This window comes from Pseudarthrobacter sp. HLT1-3 (assembly GCF_059383535.1).
In genome coordinates this window covers 24,192-39,274 of record NZ_JBWZCJ010000024.1, presented here as the reverse complement: position 1 = coordinate 39,274, position 15,083 = coordinate 24,192, and the positions used below count along the sequence as shown (strand labels likewise).

Annotated in this window: 9 protein-coding genes; 7 read left to right on the top strand and 2 right to left on the bottom strand. The window is 68.0% G+C overall.

Annotated elements, in window-relative coordinates; genetic code table 11:
• The first annotated feature begins 28 nt into the window (after positions 1–28).
• From mmsB to AC50X9_RS17925, 7 genes are all read left to right on the top strand, one after another.
• Entirely contained in the window at positions 29–1,297 is a 1,269-nt protein-coding gene (gene mmsB, locus AC50X9_RS17955; protein WP_494895735.1) for a multiple monosaccharide ABC transporter permease, read from the top strand.
• Positions 1,298–1,372: 75 nt separating this feature from the next.
• Positions 1,373–2,473, top strand: a complete 1,101-nt coding sequence (locus tag AC50X9_RS17950; protein ID WP_494895733.1) for a substrate-binding domain-containing protein — start codon at positions 1,373–1,375, stop codon at positions 2,471–2,473.
• A gap of 189 nt (positions 2,474–2,662) precedes the next feature.
• Positions 2,663–4,114, top strand: a complete 1,452-nt coding sequence (locus AC50X9_RS17945; RefSeq protein WP_494895731.1) for an ABC transporter permease — start codon at positions 2,663–2,665, stop codon at positions 4,112–4,114.
• 2 nt (positions 4,115–4,116) lie between these two features.
• Positions 4,117–4,824, top strand: coding sequence for an ABC transporter ATP-binding protein (locus AC50X9_RS17940; protein WP_494895729.1), 708 nt, complete (start codon positions 4,117–4,119; stop codon positions 4,822–4,824).
• Positions 4,825–5,007: 183 nt separating this feature from the next.
• Positions 5,008–6,078 (top strand): Gfo/Idh/MocA family protein, encoded by a 1,071-nt coding sequence (locus AC50X9_RS17935; RefSeq protein WP_494895727.1) that lies wholly within the window; start codon positions 5,008–5,010, stop codon positions 6,076–6,078.
• Positions 6,079–8,346: 2,268 nt separating this feature from the next.
• Complete coding sequence (locus AC50X9_RS17930) at positions 8,347–9,609, top strand: serine/threonine-protein kinase (RefSeq protein WP_494895797.1); 1,263 nt, start codon at positions 8,347–8,349, stop codon at positions 9,607–9,609.
• Entirely contained in the window at positions 9,606–10,115 is a 510-nt protein-coding gene (locus tag AC50X9_RS17925) for a mucin-associated surface protein (protein WP_494895725.1), read from the top strand. The genes AC50X9_RS17930 and AC50X9_RS17925 overlap by 4 nt, the downstream gene beginning before the upstream one ends.
• Before the next feature lie 124 nt (positions 10,116–10,239).
• Here the strand turns inward: AC50X9_RS17925 and AC50X9_RS17920 are convergent, their stop codons facing one another.
• Both AC50X9_RS17920 and AC50X9_RS17915 read right to left on the bottom strand, forming a co-directional pair.
• Positions 10,240–12,459: a catalase gene (locus AC50X9_RS17920; RefSeq protein WP_494895723.1), complete on the bottom strand. Its 2,220-nt coding sequence runs from the start codon at positions 12,457–12,459 to the stop codon at positions 10,240–10,242.
• A 219-nt stretch (positions 12,460–12,678) separates the two neighbouring features.
• Positions 12,679–14,898: an NADP-dependent isocitrate dehydrogenase gene (locus AC50X9_RS17915; protein WP_494895721.1), complete on the bottom strand. Its 2,220-nt coding sequence runs from the start codon at positions 14,896–14,898 to the stop codon at positions 12,679–12,681.
• Positions 14,899–15,083 lie beyond the last annotated feature (185 nt).

Sequence of the window (15,083 nt, the reverse complement as noted above, 5' to 3'; positions counted from 1 at the left end):
GAACACTCCGGAAACAAGGACTGAAACAATGAACGCGCTCAAGAAGCTCTTTGGCGGCAACACCCGCCAATTCGGCATGATCTTCGCCCTCGTGGCCCTGATCATCTTCTTCCAGATTGCAACCGATGGCCGCACGCTCACCTCGGGCAACGTCATCAACCTCTTCAACGGCAACTCCTACATCCTGATCCTTGCCATCGGCATGGTCCTGGTGATCATCGCCGGGCACATCGACCTCTCGGTCGGCTCGGTGGCGGCGTTCGTAGGCGTCTGCGTGGCCCTCTTCATCCGGGACTGGGGTATTCCCTGGTACCTCGGCGTTCTGATGGGGCTGCTGCTGGGCGTGCTGATCGGCGCCTGGCAGGGCTTCTGGACGGCCTATGTCGGCATCCCGGCGTTCATTGTCACGCTGGCCGGCATGCTGATTTTCCGCGGCGCCAACCAGTACGTCGGCAAGTCCAACACCATCCCGGTGCCCTCGGACTTCCAGAAGATCGGCTCCGGCTACCTGCCCGAGGTCGGGCCGAGCACCGGCTACAACAACCTGACCGTGCTGCTGGGCCTGCTCGCTGTCGCCTTCGTGATTTTCAGTGAGATCCGGTCCCGCCGCAACGCCAAGGCCCTGGGCGCCGAGGTGCCCGAAACCTGGGTGAGTATCACCAAGCTGGTCCTGATCTGCGGCGCCATCCTCTACGCCACCTACCTCTTCGCCACCGGCCGGCCGGGCACGTCCTTCCCGATCCCGGGCCTGATCCTGGCAGCCCTCGTGCTCATCTACGGCTTCATCTCCTCCAAAACGATCATCGGCCGCCACATCTACGCGGTCGGCGGCAACCGCCACGCCGCGGAGCTCTCGGGCGTCCAGTCCAAGAAGGTCAACTTCCTGGTCATGATGAACATGTCCGTCCTCGCCGGCCTCGCCGGCATGATCTTCGTCGGCCGCTCCACCGCGTCCGGGCCGTTCGACGGCGTCGGCTGGGAACTGGATGCGATCGCGGCCGTGTTCATCGGCGGCGCCGCGGTGACCGGCGGCGTCGGCACCGTGATCGGCTCAATCGTCGGCGGCCTGGTGATGGCCGTGCTGAACAACGGCCTCCAGCTCCTCGGCGTCGGCGCCGACCTGACCCAGATCATCAAGGGCCTCGTGCTCCTGATCGCCGTCGCCTTCGACGTCTACAACAAGACCCAGGGCAAGAAATCCATCATCGGCCTGATGTTCAAGAACTTCGGCCGCAGCAGCGAGATGAAGCCCGACGAGACCACCTCCACCAAAGAGGTCATCTCCAAGGGTGCCTAGGCCGGTCCCTGATCGGCTCCCCCGTACTCATTTCACCGAGTTTCCGCACACCATCTAAAGAAAGCGAACCAAGCAATGCGACTGATAGGTAAAGCAGGAAAGGCAGCGGCAATCGCTGCTATCGCGGCACTGGCGCTGACGGCCTGCGGCCGCAGCGACACCGGGACCACCGGAGGTTCCACCGGCGGCGGTGAAGCATTCCCGAAAGACTCCATGATCGGCGTCGCACTCCCCCAGAAGACGTCCGAAAACTGGGTCCTGGCGGAGAAGCTCTTCAACGACGGCCTCAAGGGCGCCGGCTTCAAGCCGGACGTGCAGTTCGCCAACGGCGGCGTTTCGGAGCAGCAGAACCAGATCAGCGCCATGATCACCAAGGGCGCCAAGGTCATCATCGTCGGAGCCATCGACGGCGCGCAGCTGGGCACCCAGCTCCAGCAGGCCAAGGAATCCGGCGCCACGATCATCGCGTATGACCGTCTGCTGCTGAACACCGCAAACGTCGACTACTACGTGGCCTACGACAACTTCAAGGTTGGTGTCCTCCAGGGCCAGGCCCTGCTGGACGGAATGAAGGCCAAGAAGGCCACCGGACCGTACAACGTCGAACTGTTCGCCGGTTCCCCCGATGATGCCAACGCGAAGGTCTTCTTCGACGGCGCCATGAGCATCCTGAAGCCGAAGATCGCCGACGGCACCCTCTCCGTGCTTTCCGGCCAGACGACCTTCGAGCAGGCCGTGACCCAGGGCTGGAAGGCAGAGAACGCCCAGCGTCGTGCCGACACCCTGCTGACCGGCAGCTACGGCAGCGAGACGCTCGACGGCGTGCTGTCCCCGAATGACACGCTGGCCCGCGCCGTCCTGACCTCGGTTAAGGCCGCCGGCAAGCCGCTTCCGGTGATCACCGGGCAGGACTCCGAGGTCGAGTCCGTGAAGTCCATCCTTGCCGGTGAGCAGTACTCCACCATCAACAAGGACACCAGCAAGCTTGTCGAGCACGCGATCACCATGGTCAAGGACCTTCAGGCCGGCAAGAAGCCTGAGGTCAACGATGACAAGTCCTACAACAACACGGTCAAGGTTGTTCCGGCGTACCTGCTGGAGCCGGTCATCGTGACGATGGAGAACGTCAAGACGGCCTACGTCAACGATCCGGTCCTCGGCCCGCTGACGAAGTAGTCCCCGGTTTAGACAGCACCCCGAAGAGCCCCGGTTCCGCCTCCTGGCGGGCCGGGGCTTTTTGCTGCCGGCTTCCGGGCACCCTTTCACAGCGGATCCATAGCTCCGGACTGCGATCCGCACAGCGGCCCGTACCAGTCTGGGTTCAGCCGCCGGCCATTCCGGCCGGCCTGAAAACCTAGGAGTCACGTGAGCGTCCTTGCCCGGAGTATAGGCAACGCCTTTCGAAACAAGGTCCGAACTGCGGCCGTGGTGGCCGTGCTGGCGGTTGCCATCGGTCTCGCGCTGGCCATGCTGGTGGCCAACCAGGCTGTTGCCGGGAAGGTCGCGGAACTGAACGCCTCGGTGGGCACGGTGCTCACCGTCAATCCCGCCGGCGGGCAGGGCTTCGAGGGAGGCGGCGAGCCGCTGACCGCGGAGCAGACTGCGACGGCGGCCGCCGTGCCCAACGTGAGCGCCGTGGTCGGCACCAAGGCCCTCCGGCTGCGAAACGCCGACGCGGCCGCAGCCCAGACCGGGACGGGCGGAGCGGGCGGGCGGGGCGGTCCAGACAGCCAGTCGGCCACCACCGTGACCACCAGCCTCACGGCCGCTGTCGACGCCGGCACGCTCGGGGCCCGCAACCAGGCCGCCGAGGGCAGCACCGGAACCTCCGGCACGTCCGGAACCGCTGCGGCGGCGCCGGCGTTCTCCGTGCCGATCACGGCCACCGGGATCGGCGCCGAAGTTGACGCCACCGGCAAGGCACTGGAACTGACCGAGGGCACCGGCCTGGGCGACTACACGGCGGCATCCACCGGCGCCCTGCTCGGCACCACCCTGGCCGAGAAGAACGGCCTCGCCGTCGGCTCGACGTTTACCATCAACGACCAGAACTTCACCGTGGCGGGCCTGTTCGACGCCGGCACCTCTTTCGGCAACAACGCCCTGTACCTCACGCTCCCCGCGGCCCAGACCCTCGCGGGACTCCCCGGCGAACTGTCCACCATGATCGTCACGGTCAATTCCATGGAGAACGTCGACGCCGCCAAGACAGCGCTGCAGGACGCGCTCGGTTCCGGCAGCGCCGATGTCAGCCAGGGCCAGCGCAACCTTGAGACCGCGGTCAGCGCGCTCGGCAGCGTCAAGAACATCTCCTTCATCGCCTTCGTGGCCGCCCTGTCCACCGCGGGTCTGATCATCCTGCTGATCATGGTCATGCTGGTCCGCGAGCGCCGCCGGGAAATCGGTGTGCTGAAGGCGATCGGCGCCCCGAACCGCACCATCGGCCTACAGTTCGTGCTGGAGGCGCTGGTCCTCGTGGCCCTGGGCAGCGTGGTGGGTGCCGCCGTCGCGTCCTTTGCCAGCGGCGGCATCGCGTCCGCACTGATCAGCTCCAACACCACCACTGCCACTGCCACTGCCGTTGCCGGCCAGCGCGGCGGCCCGGGCGGCATGCCCGGCGGGTTCCCCAGCGGCGTTCCGGGCGGCGATCCCCTCGGCGGGGCCAGCCAGCTGCTGACCTCCGTGACCGCGAGCTCCTCCCCCGGCGTCATCGCTGCCGGGATCGCCGCGGTGTTTGGTGTCGCCATCGTCGGGGCGCTCGTTCCCGCGCTGCTGACCGCCCGCATCCGTCCCATCGAAGTCCTCCGAGGAGAGTAGCCATGATCGAAGTCAAGAACCTGGTCCGCACGTTCAAGTCCGGCGACCGCACCATCAAGCCGGTCAACGATGTCAGCTTCGAGCTCGAGCAGGGCACCCTGGCCTCGATCGTGGGCAAGAGCGGCAGCGGCAAGAGCACCCTCCTGTCCCTCCTCGGCGCCCTGGACAAGCCCACCAGCGGGGATGTCCTCGTCAACGGCGTGAGCCTGGCCGGGATGCCGGACGGCAAGCTCACCGAGTACCGCCGGCGGGACATCGGCTTCGTGTTCCAACAGTTCCACCTGATCCCCAACCTCCCGGCGCTGGACAACGTCATGCTGCCGATGGAGTTTGCCGGGATCCGGAAACCCGGCCGCCAGCAGCGAGCCCGGGAGTTGCTGGAGCAGGTGCAGCTCGATCCGGACAAGCATGGGCGGCGCATCAACCGGCTCTCCGGCGGAGAGCAGCAGCGCGTGGCGATCGCCCGCGCGCTGGCCAACTCCCCCAAGCTGATCCTTGCGGACGAGCCCACTGGCAACCTGGACGAACAGACCGGCGAGCACATCATCGAGCTCCTCAGCTCGTTGAGCCGGGACCATAACACCACCATCCTCGTGGTCACCCATGACCGCTCGCTGGCCAACAAAACCGACCGGCGGTTCCGGCTGCAGCAGGGCCGGCTGACGGAGGAGGCGGCGCGCGTCCGGGTCCCGGCAGGGTCCTCCGCCTAGCGGATCGCTCAACAGACCGCCGCGGAAGCCGGGGGTGCCCCCGCCCCCAGCTTCCGCGGCCCAACCCCGCGGCCCAAACCCCGACGCCCGCCACCAAGCCCCGAAGCCCCGAAGCCCGAAAGCCCGCCAAGTATCCGGCGTGCACATCCGGGTCATGACCGGCCCGGGTGAGAGGATGACTGCATGACCGCACATATCGCCGCGCCGTGGTTGTCCAGCCAGCCGGACACTGATCCCCGCACTGCCACCGGCGCCAGGCTGCGCTGGGGAGTCATCGCCACGGGAGGCATTGCCGCCTCCGTGACCCGCGATCTGGAGCTCCTGCCCGACGCCGAACTGTACGCGGTCAGTTCGCGCACTCAGGCGGCGGCCGATGCCTTCGCCGCCGATTTCGGTTTCGCCCGGGCCTACGGGGACCAGAACGGGCAGACCGGCTATCAACGGCTGCTCGCCAACGACGCGGTCGACGTCGTGTACGTGGCCACCCCACACGCCCACCACCATGAGATTGCCTTGGCGGCGCTGAACGCGGGCAAGCACGTGCTCTGTGAAAAGTCGTTCACCATCAATGCGCGGGAAGCCTCGGACCTGGTGTCCGTGGCCCGGACCAACGGCCTGTTCCTGATGGAGGCCATGTGGAGCCGCTTCCTGCCCAGCATGCAGCGGGCCTTCCAGATCGCCGCCTCCGGCGAAATTGGGGAGGTCAAATGGGTGGGGGCGGACCTGGGCTTCCCGGCGCCGTATTCGCCCACCTCGCGCCTCTGGGCCCCCAAAGACGGCGGCGGCGCCCTGTTGGACATCACCGTGTACCCGCTGCTCTGGGCCCTGGGCACCTTGGGCTTCCCGCAGACCGTCAGCGCCACCGGCTGGCTGAACGACGACGGCGTGGACGCCCAGAACGCGCTGACCCTCGGCTACCACCACGGCGCCCAGGCGCAGCTGACGTCGTCACTGCTGGCGCACGGCCCGCGGACCGCCAATGTGGCCGGCAGCGAAGGGTTCCTGCAGTCCATCGGGTCGATCAACAACCCCAAGGAACTCCTGGTCCGGGTCGGCTTCGACGATCCCCGCAGCGAGACCTTCGACGTCGTAGGGCGGGGCTACAGCTACGAACTGCGCGAGGTGACCCGCTGCATCCAGCACGGGCTTACGGAAAGCCCCGTGATGCCGCTCGAGGACTCCCTGAACACGATGCGGCTGTTCGACGGCGTGCGGGCCCAGCTCGGTGTCAGCTACCCGAACGACGCCCGTTAGACGCGGTTTTAGGCGGTTAAATCGGGCAAAGTTTACTTTGTGCTCTGGACTCGCCCCCGCGCCCGGACTTACCCTAGAGGCAACCATCGGGCTTTCGGGGAAATGGGGTGTGCGCGTGGACCCAGCATCAGTCCCCCCGCGCGCGCGCCGCCTGCTCCGACGTGTACTCATTGGAGGGGTTGCCGGCGCCGCCTGGCTGGCCCTCTCCACAACCGCTGCGAACGCTGACGACGCCGCCATTCCTACACCCTCGGCCGACGCCACCGTCACAGAATCCGTCCCCCTGACCGCCGTCCCCGCGGTCACCCTGGCAGCGCCACCAGCGTCCGCGGTCGTCGAAGCGGCCGTCGGGGGCATCTCAATGCCCGCCGGTACGCCGTGGACAGCTGTTCCCGTTCCGACCCCCATCGTGGAGCCGACGCCGGTCGCCGCCGTTACGATCTCTCCCGCCCTCCCGTCTGATCCCCCCGCCCCCGCACCGGCGCCGGAACCTGTCCTCGAACCGACTGCGCTGCCGGCTCCCCCGCCGGCACCTGCCCCCACGGCAGACGCCGTTCTTGCTCCCGCGCCGATCGCAACCGCGCCGGCACCGGCGCCCGCGGCGCCCGCCCCCGCCCCGACACCCACATCCACGCAGGTTTCTGAACCGGCGCCCGCCCCAACGCCTAGTCCAACACCGACAGCCGTGCCGGAGCCCGAACCGGTCACCGCACCATCACCAACCCCGACACCGACACCGACACCGACACCGACGACCGGTCCCACGCCGTCACCGACTCCGGAACCGGACGTGACGTCCCCGGCTCCGGCTCCTGCGCCAACTTCGCCCGTGACTGAACCGGGTGTGGAGCCCACGCCGCAGCCCACCGAGCCGGTCCCCGTTCCGACTCCGGCCTCCACAGATCCAGTGCCGGCGGCACCGGGATCTCCGGACCTGCTGGTGACGGACCCGGTGCTTGTGCCGGCAGATCCCACCCTCACTGACGGTGCAGGGGTTGTTAGCCCGCTAGTTCCGGACCTGACGCTCCTGGACGTCGTGCTCCCCGTACTGATTCTCCCGGCGCCGGATCCCGTCCCGCCGGCCCCTGTCCCTGTCCCTGTCACCGCGTCCGAGACCCCGGCAGATTGCCAGATCCCCGACGAATCCGTACCCGGGGTGCAAGAGTCCTCCCCGGCTCTGCGCGCGGACTTGCTCGGATCTGCCGCGTACCGGCCTGCCATCGATGGCCCCATCCAGCTGACCGGCACCGGCCAGCATTCGCGAAGTGTGCCGCCGTCGGGATCTGCGCCGGGAGGCACACCGCCGCCAGCACCTGCTGGCAAGGACGACCCCGTCCCCTTGCCCAATGGGACAGGTCTGCCCGCTCCCAACGCGCTGCCCGCAGCCCCCGGTTCCGGATCCGGAAACACATTTTCCTCCGGCGGGCCCGGCAGTGCTGTGGCCTGGCTTCCGAGCCAGTACTTGGTCATGCCCACAGCCGGCGCGGAACCAATCAGTGGGCCGCTTGAGCACGTCCACTCAGCCGTCGCCGCTGACCCCAGTTCATCTCCTGACTAGTTAGCCGTCTCTGCCCTCCACAGAGCACGGCCACTCGGGCTGCCTTGAGCGCCCGCCAACTGTCATTCAGGAGATCCCCAATGGACGCCACCGTCCACTGCCGTAATTCCGGCAACCCTCTTTCCGCTGTCGCGTCGCCCATCACCGGCCTGACGCCGGCAGCCCCTGCCCAAGCCCGCCCCGGCCGACTGCCGGCGCGCCGCAAACAATCCCCGCCCAATCAGGAGCGTCCACCCTAGGGCGCGCCGACGCCGCCAGGTCTCGTGAGGCCGGAGCGGAGTCGTTGGGTCCGCTGGGGGATCCAACGGCCACCAGCTCAGGCAATGCTCTCCGTCGTTGGGTCCGCTGGGGGATCCAACGGCCACCAGCTCAGGCAAAGCTATCGTCGTTGGGTCCGCTGGGGGACTCAACGGCCACCAGCTCAGGCAAAGCTATCGTCGTTGGGTCCGCTGGGGGGATCCAACGGCCACCAGCTCAGGCAAAGCTCTCGGTCGTTGGGTCCGCTGGGGGATCCAACGACCACCAGGCTCGGTCAAAAGCATCGTCATTGGGTCCGCTGGGGGACTCAACGGCATCGCAGGATGTGCAACTTCCACCCGCACGGCGGCCGTCGGTCCGCGGCCGCCGTGCGCGGAGCTAATACCCGTCCCGGTATCATTCTTAGGGGCGCCGCCGTGGCGCACGGGGGAAGGACGGGGACCAGCGTGGATATTGATTCGCCCAACATCGGCACGGCAGAGCTCTTGGGCGGCCGCTACCGGCTGGGGGAACTGATCGGCCGGGGCGGAATGGCGTCGGTCTACAGCGCCAAGGACACCAATCTGGGCCGCGACGTGGCACTCAAGCTCTTCGCCCCGCAGTCCGCCGATCCTGACGAACTCAAGCGTCAGGAAGCAGAAATCGAACTGCTGGCCACCCTGAATCATCCGAGCCTGGTGACCCTCTTCGACGCCGGCACGGACACCCGCATTCCCGAGGAACCACGGCCGTTCCTGACCATGGAACTCGTGGACGGACAGGACCTCCGGGCCCGGATCCGGCACAGCGCGCTGCCGCTGGAGGAGATCGCGGTCATCGGCGCCGGCGTGTCGGACGCCCTGGCCTACGTGCACTCGCTTGGCATCATCCACCGGGATATCAAGCCGGCAAACATCCTGCTCGTTCCGGTCCGGCCCGGGGAGCCGCTGCGGCCCAAACTCACCGACTTCGGGATCGCCCGCATGATGGACGGGACCCGGCTGACTGCCACCGGCACCATGGTGGGGACCGCCGCGTACCTGAGCCCGGAACAGTCCCGGGGCGCCGACCTGGGCCCGGCAAGCGATATCTATTCGCTCGGACTGGTCCTGCTCGAATGCATCAAGGCCGAGATCGAGTACCCCGGCAGTGCCGTGGAATCCGCCGTCGCGAGACTGCACCGCGCCCCGGCCATCCCCGATTCCGTACCCGCCGAATGGGCCAAACTGATCCGGGCAATGACAGCGCTGGACCCTCTGGACCGCCCGTCCGCCGCGGACCTTGAAAAGGCGCTGCGACAAGCCCTGGTCTCCCCCGGATCGCTCCCCGGCCCCCTCGCCGAAGAGCGCACCCGCGTGCTGCCCGCCCCGCCGGCCCGTCCCCCGGCGCTGTCCGCCGCCAGGCCCGGCGCCGGCCCCGGCACCACTGCCCCCACGGATGATGGGCGCCAAAGCAGCACCGGGACACGGACGCTGCACGTCCTCGACCCGGACGCGATAACCCCCTCGCCAACACGCAGCGGCTCCTCGTTTTCCCGGACCGCGTCACGCTTCCGGCAGGCCCGGCGCCGGACCCGGATCCTGCTGTCCCTCGCACTTCTGGCGGTTGTGGCGGGTACCGTGGCGGCTACCGTCGCTCTCGCAACCCCGGAACCGCCCGACGTCGTACCCTATCCGGCCGTAACCGGCGACCTGGGGCAGCACCTCCAGGAGCTGCAGAAGAGTGTGGAACCATGAACCTGACCACCCTGCAGGCTTCCGGAGCCCGGAGAGGCGGCTCCCACCCGGTCCTCGCCGGCTGGTTCCTGGGCACGGTGCTGCTCACGTGCACCCTGGCTGGCTGCGCCCCGGCCCCGGAGCTGGACCGCGATGCTGCCCGGCAGCTTCAATCCCAGGTCCTTGCCGTGACCGAGGCCGCAGCGGCCAATGATCCGGCCGCGTCCCTGCAGCAGCTCGACGGGCTCGTGCTGAAACTGGACGAGGCGGCCGCCCGCGGCGAAGTGTCGTTCAAGCGGCACCAGAGCATCCGCGCGTCAGTCGAAACCGTCCGGGCAGACCTGACCGCCCAGCAGGCCGAAGCCGCCCGCGTCGCTGCCGAGCAGGAAGCGGCAGCGCAGGCTGCCGCGGCAGCCGCCGCCCAGGCCGAAGCCGACGCAGCGGCCGCAGCGGCTGCTCCGCCGCCCGCCGTCGCGCCGCCGGCCGACAACAGCAAGGCCAAAGGAAAGGGCAAGGGCAACGACTAAGGCCGTGCCCCTGCACCGGAGATAACCGAGGCAGTCCAGACAACAGAGGGAGGAGCCGTGCGGGCTCCTCCCTTCGTTAGCTCCGTTGCCTCCGGCACTCCGGTCCTCTTGGCGGTTGGCGTGGTTAGGTGCTGGCTCCGGTGGCCGGGAAGCGTTCCCAGGCCCGGTGTGCCGCCAGCAGTTCCGTGAGCTGCCCGACGGCGTCGTCCGGCCCGTCCCCCAGGGCGATGCCGGAAGCATCGGACGGAATGCTTGCCCCGTCCAGGCACGTGGCGGCCGGGCCCCAGCCGCCGATTGCCTTGGCATGCCGGAACATCTCCGAGAGCAGCAGCACGACGCGCGGATCGAGCGAGGCCCCCGGCTCGCCGGCCTTGGCGTCCCGTCCCTGCGTGGCATCCTTGGCCCGCGCGCCCGATGCGGCCACCAGCACGGCGTCGAACTCGGTTGAGCGGGCCGTGAGGTAGGTGCGCTGGACCGGGATGCCGCCGCCGGCTCCGCCGAGGAAACCGCCGGCCGGCGCGATCACGAGCGGAACGATCCCGGCGGCGTCGAGCGCCGCCCGGGCGGCACGGACCGAGTCCAGGTCGCTGTCCCCGTCGGCGATGATGCCCACCACACGGCCGGCCACGGGCCAGGACCCTCCGATCTGGGACAAGGCCGTACTCGGTGCGGAGTCCTCCACCTGTTCGACGGCCTGCGGGGCCGGCATGCCCAGCCCGGCGGCCACTGCGGCGCACAGGCCGGCGTCGATGTTGGCCAGTGCCAGCAGCTGCCGTTGCCGGATGGTCTCCTCGCGGCACTTCCCCAGTTCAAAGGTGTACGCCTGGATCACGTGGTCCTGCTCCACCGGGGCCAGGCTGCGGAAGAACAACCGTGCCTGGCTGTAGTGGTCATCGAAAGATGCCGGTGCCTTCCGTTCCTTGACCGCGGCGGCGAGCTCCTCCGGGACATCGATGAACGCGCCCAGGTCCGCGCCGGCCAGGAACGGGCAGCCGCCGTCGAGCGAATTCGGGTGGTAGGGCGCCGCTCCCCCGTGCACTGCCGTCTGGTGCATGCCGTCGCGCAGCATGTCGTTGACGGGCGCCTGCGGCCGGTTGATCGGAAGCTGGCCGAAATTGGGGCCGCCCAGCCGGCTGATCTGGGTGTCGATGTAGGAGAACAGCCGGACCTGCAGCAGCGGATCGTTCGTCACGTCGATGCCTGGGACGAGATGGCCGGGGTGGAAGGCCACCTGCTCGGTTTCGGCGAAGTAGTTCACCGGGTTGGCGTTCAGGGTCATGATCCCGATCGGCTGCACGGGCGCCAGTTCCTCCGGGACAAATTTTGTGGGGTCGAGCAGGTCGATCCCCTCGAAGAACTCCTCCTCGGTGTCCGGGAAGACCTGCACCCCGAGTTCCCACTGCGGGAAGGCGCCCGCCTCGATGGCGTCCGCCAGGTCCCGCCGGTGGAAGTCCGGGTCCATGCCGTTGATCAGCTGGGCCTCCTCCCAGAGCAGGGAATGCACGCCCTGCTTCGGCTTCCAGTGGAACTTCACCAGGCTCGTGGCGCCCTCGCCGTTGACGAAGCGGAACGTGTGGACGCCGAAGCCCTCCATCGTGCGGTAGGAGCGCGGCAGTGCCCGGTCGGACATGTTCCACATGGTGTGGGCCTGGGCTTCGGTGTGCAGCGAGACGAAGTCCCAGAAGGTGTCGTGGGCGCTCTGGGCCTGCGGGATTTCGCGGTCCGGGTGCGGCTTTCCGGCGTGGATGATGTCCGGGAACTTGATGCCGTCCTGGATGAAGAAGACCGGGATGTTGTTGCCGACGAGATCGAAGGTGCCCTCGTCGGTGTAGAACTTGGTGGCGAAACCGCGGGTGTCCCGGACCGTGTCCGCCGAACCGCGGGAGCCCAGGACAGTGGAGAAGCGGACGAAGACCGGGGTCTCGACGTCCTTGGCCAGGAATCCGGCCCGGCTGATGGCCGACGCCGACCCGTAGGACCGGAAGACGCCGTGCGCTCCGGCACCGCGGGCGTGGACCACGCGTTCCGGGATGCGCTCGTGGTCGAAGTGGGTGATCTTCTCGCGCAGATGGTGGTCCTGGAGCAGCACCGGACCGCGCCGGCCGGCTTTCAGCGAGTGGTCCGTGTCCGAGAGCCGGAGCCCCTGGGCTGTGGTGAGGTAGGCCCCCGACTGGGCCCGCGAGTTCACCGGGGCGCCGGTGGGGCTGCCGGTGGGTGACACGGCTTCGGGCCCCTGCTGGTCGGGCTTGGGCGGAAGCGGCTCCCGCGGCGTAGTGGGCTCCTCCAGCGCGGGCGGTTCCACCGAAGGGGCGCCGGGGATCTGGATGTTGCTGTCTGCTGGCATGGGATGACTCCTCAGGGTAGGCAACCTTGGCCCCGGACCGGGGCGGGCCCTGGGGCACCCCAGCCGAAACTAAGCTTGCTTAGTACCCTAGGTGACAGTCCCCGCGCAGGCAACAGTTTCTCCCGTTGCCGGACACGTAAAACGCCGAACGGCGCACCGGACATGTCCGGTGCGCCGTTCGGCGTGCCACACTGCCGGCTGGATGCCGGCTGGTCGGGACTAGCCCAGCATGGACAGCACTTCACTGAACTTCGCGGAGGGGCGCATGGCCGCGGTGACCTTGGCCTCATCCGGGCGGTAGTAGCCGCCGAGGTCCACCGGGGCACCCTGGACGGCGAGGAGCTCGCTGACGATGGTTTCCTCGCCGGAATCCAGCGCGCCGGAGACAGCAGCGAAAGCCGCGGCCAGTTCGGCGTCGTCGGTCTGGCGGGACAGCTCCTGGGCCCAGAACTTGGCCAGGTAGAAGTGGCTGCCGCGGTTGTCCAGCTCGCCGGCCTTGCGCTTCGGGGACTTGTCCTCGAGCAGGAAAGTGCCGGTGGCCCGGTCCAGGGTGTCGGCGAGGATCTGCGCGCGGGCGTTGCCGGTGGACGTGGCGAGGTGCTCAAAGCTGACGGCGAGGGCCAGGAACTCGCCCAGGCTGTCCCAGCGCAGGTGGTTTTCCTTGAGCAGCTGCTGGACGTGCTTCGGGGCGGAGCCGCCGGCGCCGGTCTCGAAGAGGCCGCCGCCGTTGATGAGCGGGACCACGGAGAGCATCTTGGCGCTGGTGCCCAGTTCCAGAATCGGGAACAGGTCCGTCAGGTAGTCGCGCAGCACGTTGCCGGTCACCGAGATGGTGTCCTCGCCCTTGCGGATGCGCTCCAGGGTGAAGGCCGTGGCCTCGTCCGGGGTCATGATGCCGATCTGCAGGCCCTCGGTGTCGTATTCCTTGAGGTATTCCTCCACCTTGGCGATCATCTGGGCGTCGTGCGCGCGGCCCTTGTCCAGCCAGAAGATGGCCGGCATGGCGGAGGCGCGGGCGCGGGTGACGGCCAGCTTGACCCAGTCGCGGATCGGCACGTCCTTGGTCTGGCAGGCGCGCCAGATGTCGCCCGGGGCGACCTGGTGCTCGATCAGCACGGTGCCGGCGTCGTCGACCACCTGGACGGCGCCGGCGGACTGGATCTCGAAGGTCTTGTCGTGGCTGCCGTATTCTTCGGCGGCCTGCGCCATCAGGCCGACGTTCGGGACGGTGCCCATCGTGGTCGGGTCGAAGGCTCCGTGGGCGCGGCAGTCGTCGAGGACCACCTGGTAGATGCCGGCGTAGCTGCTGTCCGGGAGGACGGCGAGCGTGTCGGCTTCCTGGCCGTCGCGGCCCCACATGTGGCCGGAGCTGCGGATCATGGCCGGCATGGAGGCGTCCACGATGACGTCGGAGGGGACGTGCAGGTTCGTGATGCCCTTGTCGGAGTCGACCATGGCCAGTTCGGGGCCGTCGTTCAGGCCCTTGGTGATGGCCGCCTCGACGTCGCCGCGGATCTCCTCGGGGAGATCCTCAAGGCCGTTGAGGATGGAGGCGAGGCCGTTGTTCGGGCTCAGGCCGGCGGAGGCAATCTGGGCGCCGTAGGCGTCGAAGAGGTCGGCGAAGTACGCCTTGACGACGTGGCCGAAGATGATCGGGTCGGAGACCTTCATCATGGTCGCCTTGAGGTGGGCTGAGAACAGCACGCCCTCTTCCTTGGCGCGGGCAACCTGGGCGGCGAGGAAGGCGTCCAGGGCGGCGGCGCGCATCACGGTGCCGTCGATGACCTCGCCGGCGAGGACGGGGAAGGCCCGCTTGAGGACCTTGACCGTGCCGTCTTCCTTGACCAGCTGGATCTTGATGCTGGTGTCGGCCTTGATGACCACGGACTTCTCGTTGGCGCGGAAGTCGTCGGCGTCCATCGTGGCGACGTTGGTCTTGGACTCGGCGGTCCAGGCGCCCATGCTGTGCGGGTTCTGGCGGGCGTAGGCCTTGACCGAAAGCGGTGCGCGGCGGTCCGAGTTGCCTTCACGCAGCACGGGGTTCACCGCGGAACCCTTGATCTTGTCGTAGCGGGAGCGGATGTCCGTCTCCTCGTCCGAGGAGGGGTTGTCCGGGTAGTCCGGGAGGGCGTAGCCCTGGCTCTGGAGTTCCGCGATGGCGGCCTTCAACTGCGGCGTCGAGGCACTGATGTTGGGCAGCTTGATGATGTTGGCTTCGGGCTTCTTGACGAGGGCGCCAAGTTCGGCCAGGGCGTCACTGACGCGCTGCTCCTCGGTGAGGTAGTCGCCGAACGCGGCGATGATACGGCCGGCCAGCGAAATGTCGCGGGTCTCCACTTCCACACCGGCCGTCGAAGCGAAGGCTTCGACAATCGGCAAGAACGAATAGGTTGCCAGCATCGGCGCTTCGTCGGTGTGGGTATAGATAATCTTTGCCATTGCTCGGGCGTCTCCCTGAATGTCTGGGTATTTCCGGAATTTTGTGCTATTTCAACATGTCTAACTTACCCGAGGGAGCCGGGTTGCCGCCTACCGGCGTCGTCTGGCCAGAACTCCATGACGCCAGCAACAGGACATGACAGGAGTTGACAGGAGTCTTTACAGGCTGGTCAAAGTACCGTAGT